Here is a 21279-nt window from a genome sequence, read left to right on the forward strand (position 1 = left end):
CCATTTTCGCACTTGCCGGCTCGCGTCAGCGACGGCGCTGCGATGCCGCAAGAGCACTCGCCCACCTGATGATCGCCATGCCGTCCGCCACGCGCAAGCAAGGCGGACTAGGCTGGTCTCATCTGTTTTTTGAGACGGCAGCGATGGACGAACAAGGACTTGCCGCGGCAAAGGCGGCTTTCGGGCAGGCCGATTATCTCGAAGCCCTGACCTTGCTCAGCCCCATGATCGGCGGGACGGATGCAAACGCCCTTTCGCTCCTTGGCGATACGCTGGAAAAGCTCGGCCTGCCGGCGGAAGCAGGCGAGGCTTTCGAACAGGCGGCGCGCCTGGAGGACGGTGGTTCCATTCCGCTGCTCACCCGCGCTGCATCCCTCTATTTCACGGCCGGCGACGACGACCGCGCGCAACTCATCGGCACCCAGCTGTTGAAGCGGGTTCCGGAAAATGCGGATGTCGCCTATCTGCTGGCGCGGTCGTTTCGGCGCACCGGCGACCTCGCCCTTATCGATCTGGTCAAGGCCAGCCTCGCCAGGAGCGAGGACGGCGACCATCTGAAACTTGCCGGCGAAATCTTCAATGACGACGAGCGCAATCCGCTGGCGCTCGACCTGTTTCGCAAGCTTGCCGCCCTTCACCCCGACGATCCCTATGCGCAGTTCAAATTCATGTCGGTGGCGCGCGATTTTTGTGACTTCGAGGCTATCGAACGACTCGAGCAGATGCTTGCGGCGAGCCTGGAAAAGGAAGAGCACGAGACGCTGGAAGGCGAGACCGCCTATTCCAATCTCTTGCATTGCGGCGACGAGAGGCTCAATCGCCTGGCAACCAACAATCCCGGCCTTGCCTCTCACCCCTCGCCCGCCGCCAGCAGGCAGAGGCGGATGCGGCCGCACCCTTGGAGCGAAAAGCTCCGCATCGGTTATCTCTCCAACGATTTCTGGAGCGAGCATGCCACCATGCGCCTGCTGCGACACGTGCTGGAGCAACATGATCGGAGCCGGTTCGACATCCACCTCTATTGCTACACGCCGGCGCACCACACGAGCGCTGCAGACCGGCTGGCATGGGGCGAGATCCATGCGGTCGGCGCGCTCTCGGATGCCCAGGCGGCCGACCTGATCCGGCAGCACGGGATCGACATCCTTGTCGACCTCAAGGGCCATACCGGCGGATCGCGTTCCAATATCCTCAACCAGATGGCGGCACCCGTCCAGGTCGCCTGGCTCGGTTTTCCCGGCAGCGCGGTGAATATCGACTGCGACTATGTCATCGGCGACCCCATCGTCCTGCCCGCTTCATCGCGCCGGCACTATCACGAGAAGTTCTGCCTCCTGCCGGATTGCTACCAACCGAACGATCCGGTTCATCGCCCATTGCCGGCTGCGGCAAGCCGGGCGGAACTGGGTTTGCCGGAGGACCGTTTCATATTCGCCGCCTTCAATACCCCTCGCAAGATTTCGCTCGCCGCCATCGATCTCTGGGCCGAAATCCTGAATCGTTGCAGCCACGCCGTGCTCTGGGTGATGATAGACAGCGAACTGGCGCGCGCCAATTTTCTCTCCGCCCTTGCGAAACGCGGCGTCGGCCGCCAACAGATCGTCTTTGCCCCGAGCCTTGGCTATAGCGACCATATCGCCCGCCTGCAGGCTGCGGATCTGGGCCTGGATACCTTTCCCTACAATGGCCATACGACGAGCTCCGACAAATTATGGGCAGGCCTGCCTGTGGTCACGCTCAAGGGAAGCAATTTCGCCTCGCGGGTCTCCGAAAGCCTGCTGACGGCGCTCGGCCTGCGGGAGATGGTCGCAGCGACGCCGCAAGCCTATGTGGAACTGGCCGTCGCGCTCGCCAGCGATGCCGGCGAGGTTTCCCGCCTGAAGCAGAAGATCAGGCAAGACAGGTTCGTGGCGCCGCTGTTCGATGCCGAGCGGTTTTGTCGACACCTGGAGCGCGGCTATGAGGTGATGGCGGAACATGCGCAGGCCGGGCTCGCACCGGAGCACATTGTCGTGCCCGCTCTGCCGGCCAGAGGCGCGCCGTTTTCAAGCCGTGGCGAGGCGGTTCACCTATAATTCGGCAAATCTCGCAACAGCACGGCAACGCAGATAATCGGCCCGGCAGGCCCAAACGGTGCTACAGATCGGCGCGTGACGGCTATGGGCGCCACTTCCGGCATTGGCATTGACGACGCCTATATCGGGCATTTTCCACAACGGCCGCAAGCGGCTTCCAGCATCCGCATCGTGAAAGGCGCCATTCATGGCCGAAAAGTTTATCGTCATTCCCTATCGCAAGGTTCGCGGCGGGCTGGCACCCGGCGAGATGCGGCAGGCCTCCAATGCCGCCAGCGCCGAGAAGATTGCCACCGCCATGGCCGGACGCTTCGTCGGCGTTGCCGCCTATGCCGTCGAGGTCGACGAAGAGACAGGCGACATGACCAGCCCGCGCCTTCTGGCGCAATTCGGTGAGATCGCGGAACTGCCGTCGTCCTAGCACATATATTCGCCGGGACATGTCTTAGCCGGGCGACCGCTCGCATGCTTCAGATACCCTTGAGGGAACATTCGTTCGCCAGCCACGTTTAGGCCAAAGCTGCCTTCAACGTTTGCTGGCACAGTCACCAATTCTCGAAAGGATGTGAACGCCATGAATGAACGTTTCGACCCCAGTGACAAACGCCCCGTCAACCCTCAGATACGCCCGGCCGAACAGACAGGCCAGCGGGTCGATCCGCTGACGGCAGCGCCGGTGGACGACCCGCTCGCCACTTCACGCCGGCCGGAAGACATACAGCCGCGCTCATCGCGTAGCATGTGGCCCGTGCTGATCATCGTGCTGGCCGGCCTCGTGCTTGCTCTGCTCGTCTGGATGCCATCCGATGGCGTTGACGAACAGACCAACGACACGGCGACCCAGCCCGGAACCACGGAGCAGACGACCACGCCGCCGGTCGATAATGCTACCCCGCCGGCTGATACGGCCACGCCTCCGGCAGACACGGCAACGCCGCCTGCCGACAACAGCGCAACGCCCGATGCGACTGCCCCGGCAGCGCCCGCGACGCCTGACGCCGCTCCGGCAACACCGGACGCTCAGACGCCGGCTACCGGCACCGATACGCAGCCGCCGGCAGACAGCACTGCACCGCAGAATTAATCGCGGTACAAACTTTTAAAGAATGGCGGCGCCAGAAGTGGCGTCGCCATTCTTCGTGCATACCGAGTACCGGATTGGATCGAAATCCTGCGACGGCGCATGAACCAATCGTCCCGCCATTCGTTTTCCTTGCAGTTTACCAGAGTGAGGAAGGTCCCATGATCGATAAAACCGCAAAACCCACCGGACGCGAGGAAGACTATCGCGACTATGAGGAGCGTGATCTGGCCGAAGGATGGCCCTATGCCGATTCCGTATCGGGATCGCAGGTCAAGCCGGCCAACGGCGCCTATGGTCGTGGCCAGGAAAATTTCGACGAGACGGACAATCCCGGTTTCGAGCGCGCGGCCGATACAGCCATCGAAAGCGCTGATGGTCTTGATCTTTTCGGCGAGGAAACCGAAGCCGATACCGAGGACGATGCGCTGGAGGAAACGATCTCCAACACCCTGTCGGACAACGGTATCGATATGTCCGCCATGGACCTGAAGGTCCGCCGTGGCATCGCCTTGTTGACCGGTGCGGTGGAAACGGCGCAGGATCGCCGCCGGATCGCGCTGGCAATCTCCGAAACGCCCGGGATTTCCGAAGTGCGCAATCGGCTGACGACGCGGTCGGCGGATGGGAACATACCGAGCGACTGGGACGACTGAAGCCGCACCTTATGGGATAGAAAGGAACGGCACAGGAGGGAAAGCATTGGGGGGAATCAAAGCGAGCGAGGGCGACGAAACTGCGGCTTCGCCCAGATTTCTGGTCGGCATCGGCCGGGGCATCGGCGGCGCGATGCTGTTTGCGCTGCCGATGCAGATGACCATGGAAATGTGGGAATTCGGCTTCCTCATCGATCGCTGGCGCCTGCTCCTGCTTCTTCTCCTCGTCATTCCGCTGCTCGTCGGTATTTCCCATCGTCTCGGTTTCGAAAAGACCTTCTGCTGGAAGGACGATATGCGCGATGCGACGATCGCCTATGGCATCGGCATCGTGACGAGCGCCATGACGCTGACGCTGTTCAAGCTGCTCACCGCTGACATGCCTATTGATGAAATGGCCGGGAAGATCGCTCTGCAAGCCGTGCCCGCCAGCATCGGCGCCCTGCTCGGCCGTAGCCAGCTCGGCAGCGGCAAGGATGACCCGGAGGAAGAACGCCCGGCAAGCTATGGCAGCGAACTGTTCCTGATGGCGGTCGGCGCCTTGTTTCTCAACCTCAACATGGCACCGACGGAGGAGATGATCCTGATCTCCTACAAGATGACGCCATGGCATGCGCTGGCAACAATTTGCCTTTCGATCGCGCTCATGCACGGCTTCGTCTATGCGGTTTCCTTCAAGGGAGGGCACGAATTGTCGAGTGACACGCCCTGGTGGCACGCGCTTATCCGCTTCACCTTGCCGGGATATGTCATTGCCCTGGTCATCAGCCTCTATTGCCTCTGGACCTTCGGGCGACTTGACGGAGGCGCCTTGATGCCGGCGATAGAAGCGATGATTGTTCTTGCATTTCCCGGTGCCATCGGCGCGGCTGCCGCGCGCCTGATCCTTTGAGCGGAACCATGACCGACAGCAAGCCCACCGACAAGCGCGCCCACACCGTTCTTCGCAAGGCGCATTGGATCGAATGGACGACCGGGCTGATATGCGCCCTGTTGGTGACAGCGATGATCCTGCTGATTGCCTATCATGCCGTGACCGGTTCGGATGGCAAACCGGATATCGCGGCGATAGTCCTGCGCCAGGAAAGCGCCAGCGGCGGCTATCAGGTGTTTTTCGAGGTTGAGAACAAAGGCATGCGCACAGCCGCGGCCGTTCCGGTGATCGCGCGCCTGATGGAGGGAGAAAAAGTCGTCGAAATCCATGAGGTGACGTTCGACTATGTGCCGGCGCAATCAAGTGCGACCGGCGCCTTCCTGTTCAAGGCCAACCCTTCCGGCTACCGGCTAGAGATACGGGCAGCCGGCTATATCGATCCCTGACAGCCGTTCATTCCGCGTGGCAGGCTTCCCCGCCATGGGGCGACCCCTTGTCCGGCAGGGCGGAGGCAGCGTTCCAGTTGAAGCGGTTTTCCGGCGGATCACCTTCACCGGGCACCCAGAAGCTGGCGATCGGCATGGCCTGCCCGTTCGGCCTGGACATGAGGGCCTGCACCGCCTGATTTGCATCCTCCGGGCTCGAAAAAACCTGCCCGTCCAGGCTCCAGACGGCATATTTGACCGCGACGAACCGGAAATGATCCTTGTCGGGCACGATCGCGCCCACAGCTTCGCCGTTGAAATCCACTACCTGCTTCTGCATGAAAAATCCGCTCCTGCTACCGTGGGATCGGCAGTCGATTCATTTCGGCGCGCACGGCGCATCCGGCCGAATCCTCGTTCAGCCAAAGAGCGAAACGGATGAGATGGAAATTTGTTCCGGCGGTTTTGTAAAATTTTGCATGGCGCGGGCATAATGTTACCCGGCCCATCTGAATACCGATGGCCGGGCGACGTTGCCGCCGGGCTCAGGCCAGAAACCGTTCCGGCCTGTAGGGGCGCATGTCAATGATGGTCTTTTCGCCGGTCATGGCTTCGGCAAGCGCCCTGCCCGTTACCGGACCCAGCGTCATGCCGTGATGGGCGTGGCCGAAGGCGAACCAGAGGCCCTCATGGCGTGGCGCCTTGCCGATGATCGGCATCATGTCCGGCGTGCAGGGGCGCGCGCCCATCCATGGCTCCTCGTCACGACGTTCGGCAAGCGGAAAGAATTCCCGCGCCACCCGCTCGGCGCGGGTCAGCTGGACCGGCGTCTTGGCCGCGTCGCGATGGGCAAATTCCGCACCGGTGGTAAGCCGGATGCCGCGCAGCATCGGCGCAAGGAAATAGCCCTTTTCGGCATCGAGAACCCAGTTGTTGAGCTGCGCGCCATCCTTCGTGCCATAGTGCATGTGATAGCCGCGCTTGACGGCAAGCGGGTAACGATAGCCAAGCTTTTTGGTGACCGTGTCTGCCCACGGACCGAGCGCCACCACGACTTCCCTTGCCTCCAGCGGACCTTCCGGCGTCGCGACACGCCAGCCGGGACCCTGGAGAATATGTTCCAGCGTTGCCGCATCGCCGGAAACGAGACGCCCGCCCAGCGACTGGAAATAATTCAGATAGGCCATGTTGAGACTGTGCGGATCGCGGATGGACCAGGGATCGGTCCAGCGCAGGCCGCCGGTCAGATCCGCCGTGATCGCCGGCTCGATGGTCTTCAACTCGCTGCTCGACAGCTTCTGGTGATTGACGCCGAACGCGGAGGAGAGGCTTTCCGCCTCCCGGTAGGCGGCATCGCGCGCCGCCTCGGTGCGGAATACCTTCATCCAGCCGTCCTTGCGGATGAGATCGCCGGCGCCGGAGGCCGCGATCAGGTCCTCGTGCTCGGCAATCGACATCTCGATCAGCGGTGCATACATGGTGGCGATGTGGTGGTGCTGGGTAAAGCCGGAATGCCACCAATAGCGGGCGAGAAAGGGCACCAGCCCCGGCAGCGCGCGCAAATGATAGTGCGCATCGACCGTATTGTTCAGCGCGTAGCGGAAAAGCGCGCCGAAATTATGCGGGAATCCGTAAGGAAAAACGCCTTCGCGCTGAATGAGGCCGGCATTGCCGAAAGAGGTTTCCTCGCCGGCGCCGCGCCGGTCGAGCAGTACGACCGACTTGCCCCGGCGGGCCAGATGAATGGCAGTCGACAGGCCGACAATGCCTGCGCCCAAAACAACAACATCCGTCTTCATATCCGTTCCATTCCTGCGACCGACTGCTCATCCACAGCGATATATGGCGTCATGAATAGCCAAGGCGGCCCGGTTCGGCAAGGCGCATGCAACCCGCAGTTCGTCGTGTTCCCAAAGGCGAACACGAAAAGGGGGCGACACATGGTCGCCCCCTTTTTCACGGCCTGCCTGTCGAGGTCAGGTCCGGCGCATCAGTCCGACGACCAGCGAAATGACCAGGAATGCGAGGAACAGGAAGAACAGGATCTGCGCAATGCCCGCAGAGGCGCCAGCGATACCGCCAAAGCCCAGGACGCCCGCGATAATGGCAACAACCAGGAAGACGAGAGCATAGTAAAGCATCGGAATTCTCCTTGATAATTCGTCTTACCATAACGCGCGCAGGTGGTGATTGTTCCCGGGCTCGCGTCCATCGGACCTGTCCCTGGAAACTGAAAGTATTCCTTAACCATAAGAGAGAAATCTGCACCGATTTGACACGGAATGGCCACGCAATTCACGGAACCTTACCGCTAGAGGGAACGTTGTGAAGGCATAAAACCGATGAGAGAAAGTAAAATGAACGTATCGACATCGAACATCTGGAAGTCTGCGGCGGCGGCCGCTCGCCAGCCTGTCCGGACGAAAGAACAGAGCCTTCATATCGGCAGGACACTGCGCGATCTCTACTTCGGCGAGCAGACGCCGAAAACGGAGGGCGCGTTCGCCGACCTGCTTGCCGATCTCGACGAAGCTGAAAAGGACGCGGCGGCATCAAGCCGCAATCGATTACATCGCATGTAACGGAAAAAGGCGGCCGAGCCGCCTTTTTCGTTTTGGGACTGTTGAAGAACAGCATCGAAAATGGAATGCGGCTTTGCGGCCGATCCCCTGTTCAATTGGCCGGCGCGGTCATTAGAAAGCCTTGGGGATTGGCCTTGTAGGCATCTTCGTCATAGGCCGGCTGGTTTTCCAGCTGCTCCTTGGTGAAAGGCGAATAGATCACCATGTCGCCCGCTGCATCGGCCATGACCTGAATTCCCTTGGCACTCATGGCAACGGGCTTTTCACCGATTCCGAGGAAACCGCCGACATCGATGACATAGGCTTCGACCTTGCCGTCCTTGCCGAGGATCACATCGCCGATCTCGCCAACCTTCGTGTCGTCGGCAACCTTTACATTGGTGCCAACGAGTTTTTCAGCACTGATCAGGGCCGGATCGACCGGCTGCAGTTCGGTCGGCGTGGCGGCGGTCGTGGAATTATCGACTTCCGGTGCAGCCGCTTCAGGATCGGTCATTTGGGGCGTCGTGCCGGGCGTGCTGTCGGTCTGTGCCGTCTGTCCATCCGTAGCTGTTGCGCTAGCCGCATCTTCTTCGGGCGAAGCCGCTACCGCGCCGTCCATGATGGCGGCACGCTGGAATTCAGGCGCCTGCTGCAACTCCTCCTTGGTGGCCGTCACCACGATGATGCGCTGGCCATCGCGGTCCGACCAGGAAACTCGGTCGAAATTGATCGCCACATCCTTCTCGCCGAGCCCCAGGAAGCCGCCGACGCCGACCACCAGCGCCTCGGTACCGCCATCGGCATTGATGACGACATCATTGACGTCGCCGATCGCCTCGCCCTTCTCGTCGGCACCGGTATAGACCGTCTTGCCGAGCACTGAGCTCGCCAACACCTGTTCCGGTGCTGCGGAAAAATAGCCGACCGCGCCGTTGCTTTCGGATTGAGATGCGGCCGCCGCGGCAGGGCTGGTCGTCGAAGTCGCCTCCTGCGCCAGAGCGCCGGTGGCGAAGCAAAGGGCGATGGCAGTCGTCGCCAAAAGCGTGCGGGTCATCGTCAGTCTCCTTCTATGCAATCTTGCTATGCGATCTCGAATGTCAGTACCGCGTCGTGGCCGGACAATGCGGGTGGGAAACGGAAGCGTGGCGCGTTTGTTCCCGCAAGATGGAAAGTCCAATAAAAAACGGCACCCGAAAACTTCGGATGCCGTTCTGTCTGCGCGTTGGTTAATGACGGGAGGACCAATCGTCGATCTGGCGCTCGGCCTCATCCTTCTCTACGCCGTAGCGAACCTGGATGCGGCCGGCCAGTTCCTGGCGGCGACCATTGATGACGTCGAGATCGTCATCCGTCAGCTTGCCCCATTGGGTCTGCGCCTTGCCGCGATATTCATTCCATTTACCTTCGATCATATCCCAGTTCATGTCTTTCTCCTTGTTGGGGTGGGCTGGGTTGGAAACCTTCAATTGATCATGGCCGGATCGCGGTCAGCCTTTTCGGCAAGCAATACCGGCATGGCCGGCTCATCGAACGTCACGTGAACATCGAGTTCATCGGATGGCGTGATATCCCAGGTGATCGTCGCATCCTCTATGTAAAGAGCCGGATCGATGGGGGCGCATTTGCCGTAGACTACAGCGAAGCCACGTCTTGCATCCGCGACGGCTGGCCGCAGCAATTGCTGGCATTCCTCGGCCGTCTCGAAGCCGACTGACGGCGCCGGCAATTCCCGGCAATCGCCGGTGCCCTGAGCGCACCCGACAAGCATCATGATCGCTGCGATATGTTCCATCACCGTGCTCCTTGCACAAGGATCGTCTTGCCAAGAAAACGGAGATGGGCGCAGGAAGTTCCGTAAATATCGACGGGAACTTATTCCGGTCCACGGCGTTCAATTACAGCGTCAAGGAATGCCTGACGTGAACTTGGTTCTCCCCAAACGGGCCCGCAACATCAGCGGCTCGCGCCAGTCAGCCAAACTCCTTGGGCAAGCAGATGCGGTTTTAAGGATTCCGTCATGTTGCATCCCCCCTCTCCCCATTGGCTCTCCCGAGATGACGGCATGAAAACCGTGCTTATCCATGGCATGGTGATGGCGCCCTCCTTCTGGGCAGCCTTTGCGCCGAGCATCGTGCGTGAAGGAAGTGCTGCCGCCTATCCCCTTCCCGGTCACAGCCCCTGGCGGCTGGACGACCATAGTGGCGATCTCGATGCGCTCGATATCGTCAATGCCTATGCCGGCGCGATCGAACGCGACTTTGGCGGAGAGCCCGTCACCCTGATCGGCCATTCCACAGGAGGCTTCGTTTCGCTTCTGCTCGCGCGTCACCGGCCGGACCTCGTCAACACTGTCGTACTCATGGGAGCCTTTGCCTGTGGCCGTTTTGAAGGCCAGGAACGCCTGGCATCGCGCATTTTGCGACTGCCGTTGCTCGGACGCATTCTGTTCGTGCGTCTCTTCACCCGCTGGATCGCGACGAGGGAAAGCTTTCGGTGGGGTTCGCTCGACTGCGTCTTCGATAAATCGGCCGAGTGGGAAAACGACGAGACCATCGCCGCGATGGAACGGGTACGCGAGCATCTGTTGAATTCCCGGGCCGACGATATCGCCCGGTTCGTCTCGTGGATGTCGCAAACCTCGCTCATCGACGAACTGGCGCTGATCGAGGTGCCTGTCCTCAATATCATCGGTGCGCGCGATGCGATCGTTCCGCCGGCCCACCAGATCCATCTGTCCGGCCGTCTGCCGCGGGTGCAGACCGTCATTCTCGACCGGGTCGGCCATTTGCCGATGGCCGAGGCCCGCGACGCGGTGGATCGATTGATCAGCACATTTCTCTTCTTCGGTCCGCTCGCCGCCGGGCACCCGCCCAGACAGCGGAAGCCTGCGAAAGCAGAAGGATTCCGGCCCGCCGCGTCTCTGCGATTCTAAATCGAATCAGTGGCTGGAACAAATTTATGTGACAGGCGTTTTGGTGCAGAACCCCGTGGCTCCAAAGGCCTGAACCTGAAGAGGAAATACCATGCTCGGCACAATTCTCCTGATCATCCTGGTGCTCTTGCTGATCGGTGCGCTTCCCAGTTGGGGCCACAGCCGAAATTGGGGCTATGGACCGTCGGGCGGTCTTGGGCTGGTCATCGTCATCATTCTCATTCTCGTGCTGATGGGTCGTATCTGACAGGCGGCCTTTTCAATCCCAACCCCAAGCAATTTTTCACAAAGGAACCCATCATGAAAAAGATTCTTCTCGTTGCCGCCCTCATCCTTCCCCTGGCCGCCTGCACGCAGACTGAAAAGGGCGCCGGCATCGGCGCGGCCTCAGGTGCCATCATCGGTGGCGTGGCCACCGGCAATGTTCGCGGCGCAGCCGTTGGTGCCGCGGTCGGTGGTGTCGCCGGCGCACTCATCGGCAATGCCAGCGAGCCGGGCCGCTGCATCTACCGCGACCGCTATGGTCGTCGCTACACCGCAGCTTGCTGATCCGCCAGGCCAGCATATCCAGAAACGGAAAAACGGGCCTCGGCCCGTTTTTTCTTGTCTGGATCAAATCTGGAAAGTCTCAGCCCGGCGGCTTGCGCGACGATTGCTCGACCTGATCGAGCTTTTCGAGGAGATCAAGGAAAGTGTCGGGAATGGCTTCCTGCTCGACGGACGTATAGAGAGCCTTCAGCTTGGAGGCGATCTGATTATTAGGGTCCGCCAGGCCCCTTGGCCTGCCCCCCATACCGGTACGGCGCTGATTTTCCGGGACGTCACTCATTAACAGCTTCACTCCTGACCCGCGCCCCCGGCGACCTTCCGTCGGCACGTTCACGCGTCCTCTTTGATACAGACAAAATCTTGCTATATTACCAATTTTCGGGGAATTGCATTCCACCCTAATAAATTTCCGCCAGCCGCAAAACTTTCCATAAACCATAAAACATGTTCAAACCAATGCCATGATCCGACTCACACTAACGTCGGCACCGGTAATTGCAGGCATCATACTGAAGGACGTCATAAATGTCACTTTCCATGCGGATCGCTGCCCATCTTCCTTACCTGCGGCGCTTCTCCCGAGCCGTGACCGGAACCCAGGCATCGGGCGACGCCTATGTGGCAGCCGTATTGGAAGCTTTGATCGCCGATATCACGCTTTTCCCCCAGTCAAGCAACGACCGGGTCAATCTGTTCAAGCTGTTCTGCTCGGTCTATCCGACGATCACCATCAACCTGCCTGAAACGGTTTCGCCGTTCGGCTGGGAAAAGCGGGCGGCGGCAAACCTGTCGATGATCCCGCCGGATGCGCGCAAGGCCTTTCTTCTGGTATCGGTCGAAGGTTTCACGCAGGGTGAAGCCGCCGAAATCCTCGGCATCACGGATATCGAGGCGGCCCAGCTCCTGCGCGAGGCCTCGGAAGATATCTCCCGGCAGGTCGCTACCGAAATCCTCATCATCGAGGATGAACCGCTGATTGCCATGGATATAGAAGACATGGTGACCAGCCTCGGCCACAAGGTTTCGGGCGTCGCGAGAACGCATGGCGAAGCGATCGCGCTGTTTTCGAAGACCGCGCCGAAAATGATCCTCGCCGATATTCAGCTCGCCGACGGCAGTTCGGGTATCGACGCGGTCAACGAAATCCTCAACAGCGCCACGCTCCCGGTCATTTTCATCACCGCTTTCCCGGAGCGGCTGCTGACCGGCACCAAGCCGGAGCCCGCCTTCCTGGTGACAAAGCCTTTCAATCCGGACATGGTGAAGGCACTGATCAGCCAGGCCCTCTTCTTCGACGAAAACACCAGAATCGGGAAGGCCTGAGCACATCCTGCGCTGCATCGATCGGCCGTGCTGCAGGGTTTATCCCGGCAGTTGGCGTTCCGGCGGCTGGGTGCGGACTCGTTGAAGATGGTCATCGCGATCAATGACAGGGGCAGCGCTAGCATGGCGCCGACGGCGCCCCACATCCAGGTCCAGAAAATGATCGCGATAAAAATCAGGAACGGATTGATCTCTAGCCGGTGACCGAGGATCGCCGGCGCCACCAGGTTTTCCATCACCAGGTGGAGCAGGAAGAACGCCGCCGCCGGCGCAATCGCCAGAAGCAGCGCGTCATGCGTCATCATTCCCGCGCAGAAAAGCGCGATCGTCATGGCGGTAACGCCGAGATAGGGGATAAAGCTCGAGACAAAAGCAAACAGCCCCCAGATGGGAGCCATGGCCAGTCCGCCGACGAAGGCGATGGCCACGGTAATGGTGCCGAGCACAAGATAGATCGCACTGGCCGTCGAGAAATAGAAGCCGACGGCATTCTCCGTCGCGTTCATGATGCGGATCGCGGCAAGGCGCCGCTCCCGTGTTCCGAAGGCCAGGATGATCGTCCGGCGCAGATGGGCGCGGCCGATAAGGAAAAGCCCAAGAGCCGCCAGGAAGATCAGCAACTGGATAAGGGCCGGCGTGACGCCGGCGGCGACCAGCCCGAGCATGGCACCAGCATTGCGGATGGCAACCTCGGCCATGGCCTTCTCATCCGTGCCGTCGATGGCGAGTTTCGCCCATTCGAAGCGCTGGAGATAGGGCAATATCCGTTCGATGGCCCGTTCCACGATATCGGGGATTTGGCCCGCCAGCGCGGTCATGGGCTCGACGAGAGCATTGATTAGAAGGAACAGTCCAAGGACGAAGATCACGGCCAACAACAGTCCGCCGAGCGCCGGCGGCAGGCCGAACGTCGCCAGCCTGTCGGCGGCCAGCCCAAGAACCATGCCGACGACGATCGCAAGGGTCACCGGCATCAGGATCGATCCCATCATGTAAATGACGGCGGAGGCAGCAACGACGAATGTCCCGACGATGCTCCAGGCGACAACGAGGTCAAGCCCGGTCTTGGGCTCGCTCCTGGTATCCGGTGAGGAAGAGGATCGAGGTCCGTTCTCGTAGCCGGCCCCGGGATCGTCGAACGCCGCCTCCATCTCCGGCTGCTTTTTCTGCTTGAAGAAGCGTCTTCCCCGCAAAGCAGCACTCATCTGTCAACTTTCCTCGGCGCCTGGCCGGCCTATAGCCAGCGAAAGACGCCACTGCGGTTGATATCCGATGTTGCGCGGCTTTCGGAACGTTACGCGAAAAGCTGCGAGGGCGACAAGCCGACGGTGTTGCCGTCAATATCGTTCCGGCGGGAAAACATGCAGCGTGAGGGAAAACAGGCCGAGGCCGAGAATGACGACGATCAGCGTATTGGCGACATCTTCCGAAGTTGCCGGCAAGATGCCGAGCCCGAGAACCGCGCCGATGAGCAGGAAAAGGCATAGCCTTGGCAACCAGTAGAGCATGGCACAACCCTTCATTTTTTGGAAACACCCCAAAGGGACTTGCCTGTTAACGCGCGGCTGGCCGGATTGTTCCATTGCAAGGGGAATGCTTGTCGCGTTCCTGGCAGGCTCCGACGATGTCGTCAGCGACGCGTATGCCGGAAATACGCTCGTCCTTTTGCGGTGATAGCGGCATGGCATGAAAAAGCCGGCGCCCTTTGCAAGGCGCCGGCCGGATCACTCGAAACCGGTGTGTGCCGGTTCGAAAACTTCGCCTATCTCAAAGGGCGGCGACGACGATGACTTCGACGAGATGTTCGGGAGTGGCCAGCTTGGCTTCACCGGTCGCGCGCGCCGGCGCATTGCCCGGCGAAACCCAGGCATCCCAGACGCCGTTCATCTTCGGGAAATCGGCCATGTCGGCAAGCCAGATGGTTGCGGACAGGATGCGGGACTTGTCGATGCCGGCAACGGCCAGCAGCCGATCGACCGAGGCAAGCGCCTGCTTGGTCTGGGTCGCCACATCGTCGCCGGCATTGCCGACCTGGCCGGCGAGATAGACGGTGTTGTTGTGCACGACGACCTGGCTCATGCGCGGGCCGGTTTCAAAGCGTTTAATGTCCATTTTTCTATCCTCGTGAATGCGGCAGGCCGCGTGAATGATGATGATCCGGGCGCTTTACCGCAGATATCCCACAAGTGGAACCTCTATCGCCGGAAACGGAGACATACGGGGTGCAGGCGCCGAATATGCGCGCAAGCCACCTCGCCGACCGATGATCAGGCCGCGTTCTTGCGCGCCAGCCGCGCCTTGATGCTCTCCACATCGGCGCGGGGCGTCGCTGCGAAAAGCGTCTGCGTATAGCTGTGCTTGGGGTCGCCGAACACCTCTTCGCGGCTGCCATACTCCACCGCCTCGCCATAATACATGACCATGACATCGTCGGCGATATAGCGCACCACGGAGAGGTCGTGGCTGATGAAAACATAGGTCAGCTGGAACTCGTCCTGCAGGTCCGAGAGCAGGTTCAGCACCTGCGCCTGCACGGACAGGTCGAGCGCAGAGACAGGCTCGTCGAGAACCAGCAACCGGGGGTTCAGCATCAGAGCTCGGGCAATGGCGACGCGCTGGCGCTGGCCGCCGGAAAACATATGCGGATAGCGGCCGTAATGCTTTTCCTCGAGGCCGACCTTCTTCAGCATGGCCATGGCCTTGTCGCGTCGGTCGTCCGCCTTCATGCGGGTATTGATAATCAGCGGCTCGGTCAGGATTTCGCCGATCTTCCTGCGAGGATTCAACGTTCCATACGGGTTCTGGAAAACGATCTGCACCTTCTGGCGCATCTCCGGCGTCAACCGCTCCTTGGCGATATCCACCTTGACCCCATCGATGAGCAGGTCGCCGGCGGTCGCCGGATCGATCATCGTGACAATACGGGCAAGGGTCGATTTTCCGCAGCCGCTTTCGCCGACGATCGCCAGCGTCTTGCCCTGATCGACCGAGAAGCTCACACCCTTGACAGCGTGGACCGTCCGGCTTTTTTTGAACAGTGAGCCGGGGATATGATAATCGCGGACAAGATTTCTGGCTTCGAGAACATGGGTCATCGAACAGCTCCTGCAAAGATCTGGTCGTCGCTGAGGAATTCGGCGATCGTCGGCAGACGGTCACCGGTGGCATTGTCCGGCAAGGCGGAGAGAAGCGCCTGCGTATAGGTGCTTTTCGGCGCCTGGAACAGCGACAGCACGTCGGCCTCCTCGATCTTGCGGCCCTTGTACTGGACGATCACCCGATCCGCGGTTTCCGCCACCACGCCCATATTATGGGTGATGATGATCAGCCCCATCCCCTGCTCGGCCTGCAGCCGCATCAGGAGATCAAGAATCTGCTTCTGGATCGTCACGTCGAGGGCGGTGGTGGGCTCGTCAGCGATCAGCAGTTTCGGATTGCACGAAAGCGCAATTGCGATCATGACGCGCTGGCACTGGCCACCGGACATCTGGTGGGGGAAATGGTCCAGCCGTTCGGCCGGATTGGGGATGCCGACCAGCTCGAAAAGCTCGATGGCGCGCGCCCTGCGGGCCGCCCTACCGAGACCGAGATGGACACGCAGGACCTCCTCGATCTGGAAGCCGACGGTGAAACAGGGGTTGAGGCTGGCGACCGGCTCCTGGAAGATCATGGCAATATCCTTGCCGACGATCGTGCGGCGGTCGGATGGCGACATGCCGAGCAGATCGGTGCCGTTGAAGGTCAGCTTGTCGGCCGTCACCTTGGCGGTCCAGGGCAGGAGGCCCATCGCCGCCAGCATGGAAACGGATTTGCCCGAGCCGCTTTCGCCGACGATCGCCAGCACTTCGCCGGCATCCACTTTCAGGGAAACGCCGTCGACGGCACGGAAGGGACCGGCGGCCGTCTGGAATTCGACGACCAGGTTTTCGACTTCGAGAAGGGACATCACGACCTCTTCAGTTTGGGATCGAGCGCATCGCGCAGACCGTCGCCCATCAGGTTGATGGCGAGAACGGTGACGAGAATGGCAAGGCCGGGGAAGGTAACAACCCACCAGGCGCGCTGGATGAATTCACGCGCCTCGGCCAGCATCGTGCCCCATTCCGGCGTCGGCGGCTGGGCGCCCATGCCGAGGAAGCCGAGTGCGGCGGCGTCGAGGATCGCCGCCGAAAAGGCGAGCGTCGCCTGGACGATCAACGGTGCGAGGCAATTGGGCAGGATGGTCAGGAACATCAGGCGCAAGGTGCCGGCACCGGCGACCTTGGAGGCGACGACATAATCCTTGCTGCGCTCGGCCATGACCGCCGCGCGCGTCAGGCGCACGAAATGCGGCAGGTTGACGAGCGAAATCGCGATCATCGCGTTCAGCAGGCCGGGACCGAGCACCGCCACCAGCACAAGGGCCAGAAGCAGCGACGGGAAGGCCAGGATGATATCCATGACGCGCATGATGATCATATCGACGCGGCCGCGGAAATAGCCGGCGATGAGGCCGACCAGCACGCCCGAGACCACCGAAATGCTGACGACCACCAGGCCGATGAACAGCGAGAAGCGCGCGCCGTAAATCAGCCGCGAGAGAATGTCGCGCCCGACCGGGTCCGTTCCGAGGAAATAGGACCACCGCCCGCCTTCGGCCCAGACGGGCGGAAGGAGGAGAACCTCGCGGTTCTGGATGCTCGGGCTATGCGGCGCGACAAAGCCGGCGAAAATAGCCACGAACAGGATGACGACGAACAGAACGAGGCCGATGACCGCGCCCTTGTTGCGTGAGAAATAGAACCAGAATTCGGAAAGACCGGTCGGCGGCGTTGCAGTTTTGATTTCGGCGACAGCCATCACAACCTCCTAATGCCGGATACGCGGGTTGATAAGGCCGTAGAGCAGATCGACCGTGAGATTGACGACCATGATCATGGCGGCGATCAGCATCAGGCCGCCCTGCACGACCGCGTAGTCCCGCTTGAAGACCGAATCGACCATCCATTTGCCGATGCCGGGCCATGAGAATATGGTTTCGGTGAGAATGGCGCCGGCGAGAAGGACGCCGACCTGCAGACCGATGGTGGTGACGACCGGGATCAGCGCGTTGCGCAGCGCATGCACGCCGATGACCCGGAAGGGGGAAAGACCCTTGGAGCGGGCCGTGCGCACATAATCCTCGCCCAGCACCTCCAGCATCGCCGAGCGCGTCTGGCGGGCGATGACGGCGAGCGGAATGGTGGCCAGCACGATGGTCGGCAGGATCAGATAGCTCACGGCCGATTTAAAGGCCCCGGCCTGGCCGGAAATGAGACTGTCGATGAGCATGAAGCCGGTGACCTGCGGGAAGAAATACATCAGCGAGATGCGTCCCGAAACCGGTGTCCAGCCGAGATAGCCGGAGAAAAAGATGATCAGCAGCAGGCCCCACCAGAAGATCGGCATGGAATACCCCACAAGCGCCGAACCCATGATCGTCTGATCAAGCCAGGTGCCGCGCTTGACCGCGGCCAGCACACCGGCAGGAACACCCAGGAATATGGCAAGCAGGATGGCGCAGAGCGACAGTTCCAGCGTCGCTGGGAACAATTGCAGGAAATCTCCCAGCACGGCCCGCTTGGTGACGATCGAGCTTCCGAAATCGCCCTGCAGCAGATTCACCAGGTAATCGAAATACTGGATATAGACCGGCCGATCGAGGCCGAGATCCGCCATCAGCTGCGCATGCCGCTCCGGCGACATGACGCGCTCGCCCGACATCAGCATCACCGGATCACCGGGGAGCAGGCGGATGAAGGAGAAGGCGATAATGGAAACACCGATGAAGGTGGGGATCAGGACGGCGAGGCGTCCGAGAATAAAGCGCAACATGGGAGCCAATCCCTTCTTTCTTTTTGAAAAACCGGCGGCCCGAATGTTTTCGCGCCGCCGGCCATTGCACGCTCTTTGCGGCGTGCCTTTTTTAGTCGTCGATCTTATTCGGCGATGTCAACGCCTTCGAAGACGAAGTCACCGAGCGGCGACTGAACGAAGCCGGAGACCTTCTTGCTCATCGGAACGACGGCGAGCGAGTGGTCGAGCGTGTTCCAGGGGGCTTCCTTCTTGAAGACGACCTGCGCCTGCTCATAGAGCTTCGTGCGCTCGGCGATGTCGGAGGTTTCCTTGGCCTTCGTCACCAGATCGTCGAACTCCTTGTTGCACCACTGCGCACGGTTGTTGCCGCCAACGGCATCACAGCCGAGCAGGGTGTCGAGGAAGTTGTCCGGATCGCCATTGTCACCCGTCCAGCCGAGAATGGCCGCGCCGTCGCGATCCTTGGCGGAGGAGAGCTTCAGGTATTCGGCCCATTCATAGGAGACGATCTCGACCGTGACGCCGATCTTGGCCAAGTCTGCCTGCATCAGTTCTGCTGCACGGCGGGCGTTCAGCATGTACGGACGCGCGACAGGCATCGCCCAGATCTTCATCTTGAGATCCTTGACGCCGGCCTCTTCAAGCATCTTCTTGGCCGCTTCCGGATCGTACTTGTCGTCTTCGACGGCATCATTGTACGACCACATCGTCGGCGGGATCGGGTTCTTGGCAACCGTTGCCGCGCCCTGGAAGACCGCATCGACGATGGCCTGCCGGTTGATCGCCATGTTGAGGGCCTTGCGAACCTCGACCTTGTCGAACGGCGCAACAAGCGTGTTGTAGGCGAGATAGGCGACATTGAGGCCGGCCTGCTCGGAGACGTTCAGGTTCGGATCGGCCTTCAGTTCGGCAACGTCGGCCGCGTTCGGATAGGACATCAGGTGGCATTCGCCGGCCTTCAGCTTCTGGGCGCGCACCGCCGCGTCGGTGGTGATCGCGAAGACCAGATCGTCGATCTTCTGCTTGCCGCCCCAATAGTCCGGGTTGGCCTTGTAGCGGATAGCGGCATCCGGCTGATAGGCGACGAAGGTGAAGGGACCAGTGCCGAGCGGCTGCTGGTTCATCAATTCCATCTTGCCGTCAGCGGCGAGCTTGTCGGCATATTCCTTCGACACGATCGAGATGAAGGGCATGCCGAGATTGGCCAGAAGCGGCGCTTCCGGGCGCTTCAGCGTGATCTTGACCGTCAGGTCGTCGACCTTCTCGATCTTGTCGAGAACATCCGGCAGGCCCATGCCGGAGAAATATTCCCAGGACGCACCCGGAACGTATTTGTTCCAGGCATTGTCGGTCTTGTACTGGCGCTCGAAGGAGAAGATCACGTCATCGGCGTTCAGTTCGCGCGTCGGCGTGAAATATTCGGTCGTCTGGAACTTTACGCCCGGACGCAGCTTGAAGGTGTATTCCTTGCCGTCAGCCGAAATTTCCCAGCTCTCGGCCAGCGCAGGTTCGATTTCCGTCGTGCCGCGCTTGAATTCCACCAGCCGGTTATAAACCGTGTGCGCGGCTGCGTCGAAGGTCTGACCGCCCGTGTAAAGGCCGGGGTCGAAACCTTCCGGCGACGCTTCCGAGCAATAGACGAAGGTCTTCGACCATGCCGTGCCGGCCATCATACCGACGAGCGCGGTCGCAGCAAGGAGAGTAGAGAGCTTTTTCATGAGTTTGCTTCCCAGCTTTGTTCTTGTTCTCATATTTTTCTGACGCAGAAATCGCAGTTCCGGTCAAGGCCGGATGGAACGACATTTGCCCCTGCAATGCAATAAGCTGTCTCGAAATTTTGTCCATCCGGAAAAATACATCCGGATACGACAGCAAGGGCGCTATACACGACTTCCTTATCTGAAATCCAGCCAAATCGAATCGTTTTTTCAGCGCCTGAAAAGTCAATCCCAAATTGCACGGATAGAGGCCACGCCCGCATCGTGGCATAAGCAGCCTGCGGGGCGGGGAGGACTGACCGGCTTTTATCTGCCAGGCGGGGAAAGATGAAAGCCACTCTCACCAGTCCTCCCTCTCGCTCCCCTCCACCGGGGTCGCATCCCGCCCTGGCCGAGCGCCGCCAGACCTCTTTTTCATTTGAAATACCAGTTGCTTGTCACCGATCGCACGTTAAACTGGTGGCCGCGGGACAATCTGGAGACGGCCGCGTCGTGGCAAATCTTCTGACCAACCACCGGCGATACCACCTGGACAGCGATTTGGAGAAAGCTCTCAATCGCGTCGATTTCTTTCGAATTTTCCACACCATGTCGTTGCGCCACGGCTTCGACCATTTCGGCATCCTGCAACTTGGCAACGAAGGCGATGCCTGCATGCTGTCGCACCGGCTCGTCCTGCACGACCTGCCGTCGGGCCTGGCGGAGGAATATGACAAGCGTCACCGCTTCGGGGATTCGGTCGTGTTCAAGACTCTTCACAGATCCGTCATCCCCTCCATCTGGAAAGCCGACGACCCGCATCTGGGCAATGGCAGCAACCTTTTGGCCCAGCTCGGATTCGACATGCTGATATGCGTGCCGGTCACCGGCATCAACGGCGCCCGGTATGCCGTGCTGTTTCTGGGCGATTGCGAGGAGATCGCGAAGCCGGCGCATTTCGAGCTGTGCTACGATGCGCTTTGCGCGTTCGACTATTTCTACCGGCTGGTCCTGTCCAACAAGGCCGGATTGGGCCTGACCCCGCGAGAAACCGAGATCCTGCGCTGGATATCGCATGGGAAGACCGCAAGCGAGATCGCCCTGATCGTGTCGGTTTCCGAGCATACGGTCAATTCACATACCGCCACGATCCTGAAAAAGCTCGACGTGGTCAACCGAACCCAGATGGTGGCCAAGGCGATCCGGGAGCAGATCATCCAATGATACGGCATCCATGGCCGACCCGTTCCCATGCCGGAGAGCCAAAT

The 21279-nt window shown here is 60.5% G+C and carries 27 protein-coding genes and 1 pseudogene; 12 read left to right on the forward strand and 16 right to left on the reverse strand.

Going from position 1 to position 21279, the window contains the following annotated elements; all coding sequences use genetic code 11:
* The first annotated feature begins 143 nt into the window (after nucleotides 1-143).
* The 6 genes from ASD31_RS11200 to ASD31_RS11225 all read left to right on the forward strand — a co-directional run bounded on the left by ASD31_RS11200 (nucleotide 144) and on the right by ASD31_RS11225 (nucleotide 5132).
* On the forward strand, nucleotides 144-2075 hold the full coding sequence (locus ASD31_RS11200; protein ID WP_056332931.1) for a hypothetical protein: 1932 nt from the start codon (nucleotides 144-146) through the stop codon (nucleotides 2073-2075).
* 187 nt (nucleotides 2076-2262) lie between these two features.
* Nucleotides 2263-2496 (forward strand): hypothetical protein, encoded by a 234-nt coding sequence (locus ASD31_RS11205; protein WP_056332934.1) that lies wholly within the window; start codon nucleotides 2263-2265, stop codon nucleotides 2494-2496.
* Nucleotides 2497-2649: 153 nt separating this feature from the next.
* On the forward strand, nucleotides 2650-3159 hold the full coding sequence (locus ASD31_RS11210) for a hypothetical protein (protein WP_056332937.1): 510 nt from the start codon (nucleotides 2650-2652) through the stop codon (nucleotides 3157-3159).
* A gap of 158 nt (nucleotides 3160-3317) precedes the next feature.
* On the forward strand, nucleotides 3318-3812 hold the full coding sequence (locus tag ASD31_RS11215) for a BON domain-containing protein (protein WP_056332939.1): 495 nt from the start codon (nucleotides 3318-3320) through the stop codon (nucleotides 3810-3812).
* A gap of 46 nt (nucleotides 3813-3858) precedes the next feature.
* Nucleotides 3859-4704 carry a TIGR02587 family membrane protein gene (locus ASD31_RS11220; protein WP_413813807.1) on the forward strand — a complete coding sequence of 282 codons (846 nt, stop codon included), beginning with the start codon at nucleotides 3859-3861 and terminating at the stop codon, nucleotides 4702-4704.
* Between the two features lie 8 nt (nucleotides 4705-4712).
* On the forward strand, nucleotides 4713-5132 hold the full coding sequence (locus tag ASD31_RS11225) for a TIGR02588 family protein (RefSeq protein WP_056332942.1): 420 nt from the start codon (nucleotides 4713-4715) through the stop codon (nucleotides 5130-5132).
* A 7-nt stretch (nucleotides 5133-5139) separates the two neighbouring features.
* Here ASD31_RS11225 and ASD31_RS25930 read toward each other — a convergent pair whose 3' ends face one another.
* The 3 genes from ASD31_RS25930 to ASD31_RS25410 form a co-directional block, all read right to left on the reverse strand.
* Nucleotides 5140-5451 carry a hypothetical protein gene (locus ASD31_RS25930; protein ID WP_156392593.1) on the reverse strand — a complete coding sequence of 104 codons (312 nt, stop codon included), beginning with the start codon at nucleotides 5449-5451 and terminating at the stop codon, nucleotides 5140-5142.
* Nucleotides 5452-5656: 205 nt separating this feature from the next.
* Nucleotides 5657-6910, reverse strand: a complete 1254-nt coding sequence (locus ASD31_RS11235) for an NAD(P)/FAD-dependent oxidoreductase (protein WP_056332945.1) — start codon at nucleotides 6908-6910, stop codon at nucleotides 5657-5659.
* 177 nt (nucleotides 6911-7087) lie between these two features.
* On the reverse strand, nucleotides 7088-7252 hold the full coding sequence (locus tag ASD31_RS25410; RefSeq protein WP_025426013.1) for a DUF1328 domain-containing protein: 165 nt from the start codon (nucleotides 7250-7252) through the stop codon (nucleotides 7088-7090).
* A gap of 216 nt (nucleotides 7253-7468) precedes the next feature.
* Here ASD31_RS25410 and ASD31_RS11240 point away from each other — a divergent pair, with 216 nt between their 5' ends.
* Nucleotides 7469-7693 (forward strand): hypothetical protein, encoded by a 225-nt coding sequence (locus ASD31_RS11240; RefSeq protein ID WP_056332948.1) that lies wholly within the window; start codon nucleotides 7469-7471, stop codon nucleotides 7691-7693.
* A gap of 91 nt (nucleotides 7694-7784) precedes the next feature.
* Here the strand turns inward: ASD31_RS11240 and ASD31_RS11245 are convergent, their stop codons facing one another.
* The 3 genes from ASD31_RS11245 to ASD31_RS11255 all read right to left on the reverse strand — a co-directional run bounded on the left by ASD31_RS11245 (nucleotide 7785) and on the right by ASD31_RS11255 (nucleotide 9467).
* Nucleotides 7785-8729, reverse strand: a complete 945-nt coding sequence (locus ASD31_RS11245) for a PRC-barrel domain-containing protein (protein WP_056332951.1) — start codon at nucleotides 8727-8729, stop codon at nucleotides 7785-7787.
* A gap of 172 nt (nucleotides 8730-8901) precedes the next feature.
* Nucleotides 8902-9099 (reverse strand): CsbD family protein, encoded by a 198-nt coding sequence (locus ASD31_RS11250; RefSeq protein WP_056332954.1) that lies wholly within the window; start codon nucleotides 9097-9099, stop codon nucleotides 8902-8904.
* A gap of 38 nt (nucleotides 9100-9137) precedes the next feature.
* Entirely contained in the window at nucleotides 9138-9467 is a 330-nt protein-coding gene (locus tag ASD31_RS11255) for a hypothetical protein (protein ID WP_056332957.1), read from the reverse strand.
* 270 nt (nucleotides 9468-9737) lie between these two features.
* On the opposite strand from ASD31_RS11255, the gene ASD31_RS11260 reads away from it, so the two are divergent.
* The 3 genes from ASD31_RS11260 (at nucleotide 9738) to ASD31_RS11265 (ending at nucleotide 11156) form a co-directional block, all read left to right on the forward strand.
* A complete protein-coding gene (locus tag ASD31_RS11260; protein WP_056332961.1) occupies nucleotides 9738-10607 on the forward strand; it encodes an alpha/beta fold hydrolase in 870 nt (289 codons plus the stop codon).
* Nucleotides 10608-10698: 91 nt separating this feature from the next.
* Nucleotides 10699-10854, forward strand: coding sequence for a DUF3309 family protein (locus tag ASD31_RS25415; protein ID WP_082520514.1), 156 nt, complete (start codon nucleotides 10699-10701; stop codon nucleotides 10852-10854).
* Nucleotides 10855-10907: 53 nt separating this feature from the next.
* Nucleotides 10908-11156 carry a glycine zipper domain-containing protein gene (locus ASD31_RS11265; RefSeq protein WP_056332964.1) on the forward strand — a complete coding sequence of 83 codons (249 nt, stop codon included), beginning with the start codon at nucleotides 10908-10910 and terminating at the stop codon, nucleotides 11154-11156.
* A gap of 79 nt (nucleotides 11157-11235) precedes the next feature.
* On the opposite strand, the gene ASD31_RS25420 is transcribed toward ASD31_RS11265, so the two are convergent.
* A complete protein-coding gene (locus ASD31_RS25420; protein ID WP_274534263.1) occupies nucleotides 11236-11400 on the reverse strand; it encodes a NepR family anti-sigma factor in 165 nt (54 codons plus the stop codon).
* A 281-nt stretch (nucleotides 11401-11681) separates the two neighbouring features.
* Between ASD31_RS25420 and ASD31_RS25425 the strand changes: the two genes are divergently transcribed.
* The gene (locus ASD31_RS25425; RefSeq protein ID WP_082520516.1) at nucleotides 11682-12479 is read left to right on the forward strand and encodes a response regulator; all 798 of its coding nucleotides are present in this window, start codon (nucleotides 11682-11684) and stop codon (nucleotides 12477-12479) included.
* 39 nt (nucleotides 12480-12518) lie between these two features.
* Here ASD31_RS25425 and ASD31_RS11275 read toward each other — a convergent pair.
* The 9 genes and pseudogenes from ASD31_RS11275 to ASD31_RS25935 form a co-directional block, all read right to left on the reverse strand.
* Nucleotides 12519-13546: pseudogene (locus ASD31_RS11275) on the reverse strand (AI-2E family transporter); the annotation flags it as partial.
* Nucleotides 13547-13816: 270 nt separating this feature from the next.
* Nucleotides 13817-13987: a hypothetical protein gene (locus ASD31_RS26335; protein ID WP_200952163.1), complete on the reverse strand. Its 171-nt coding sequence runs from the start codon at nucleotides 13985-13987 to the stop codon at nucleotides 13817-13819.
* Nucleotides 13988-14246: 259 nt separating this feature from the next.
* Nucleotides 14247-14591, reverse strand: a complete 345-nt coding sequence (locus ASD31_RS11280; RefSeq protein ID WP_056332973.1) for a RidA family protein — start codon at nucleotides 14589-14591, stop codon at nucleotides 14247-14249.
* 155 nt (nucleotides 14592-14746) lie between these two features.
* Entirely contained in the window at nucleotides 14747-15574 is an 828-nt protein-coding gene (locus tag ASD31_RS11285; RefSeq protein ID WP_056332976.1) for a dipeptide ABC transporter ATP-binding protein, read from the reverse strand.
* Nucleotides 15571-16425, reverse strand: coding sequence for an ABC transporter ATP-binding protein (locus ASD31_RS11290; RefSeq protein WP_082520517.1), 855 nt, complete (start codon nucleotides 16423-16425; stop codon nucleotides 15571-15573). Before ASD31_RS11290 ends, ASD31_RS11285 begins: the two co-directional genes overlap by 4 nt.
* A complete protein-coding gene (locus tag ASD31_RS11295; protein WP_056332979.1) occupies nucleotides 16425-17318 on the reverse strand; it encodes an ABC transporter permease subunit in 894 nt (297 codons plus the stop codon). Before ASD31_RS11295 ends, ASD31_RS11290 begins: the two co-directional genes overlap by 1 nt.
* Before the next feature lie 9 nt (nucleotides 17319-17327).
* Complete coding sequence (locus ASD31_RS11300) at nucleotides 17328-18332, reverse strand: ABC transporter permease subunit (RefSeq protein WP_056332983.1); 1005 nt, start codon at nucleotides 18330-18332, stop codon at nucleotides 17328-17330.
* A gap of 104 nt (nucleotides 18333-18436) precedes the next feature.
* Complete coding sequence (locus tag ASD31_RS11305; RefSeq protein ID WP_056332985.1) at nucleotides 18437-20032, reverse strand: ABC transporter substrate-binding protein; 1596 nt, start codon at nucleotides 20030-20032, stop codon at nucleotides 18437-18439.
* Between the two features lie 29 nt (nucleotides 20033-20061).
* Nucleotides 20062-20370, reverse strand: a complete 309-nt coding sequence (locus ASD31_RS25935) for a hypothetical protein (RefSeq protein WP_156392594.1) — start codon at nucleotides 20368-20370, stop codon at nucleotides 20062-20064.
* On the opposite strand from ASD31_RS25935, the gene ASD31_RS11310 reads away from it, so the two are divergent.
* A complete protein-coding gene (locus ASD31_RS11310; protein WP_082520518.1) occupies nucleotides 20360-21235 on the forward strand; it encodes a helix-turn-helix domain-containing protein in 876 nt (291 codons plus the stop codon). The genes ASD31_RS25935 and ASD31_RS11310 overlap by 11 nt on opposite strands.
* Nucleotides 21236-21279 lie beyond the last annotated feature (44 nt).

The sequence above is a fragment of the Rhizobium sp. Root482 genome, from assembly GCF_001426565.1.
In the GTDB taxonomy this organism is placed as follows: Bacteria; Pseudomonadota; Alphaproteobacteria; order Rhizobiales; family Rhizobiaceae; genus Pararhizobium.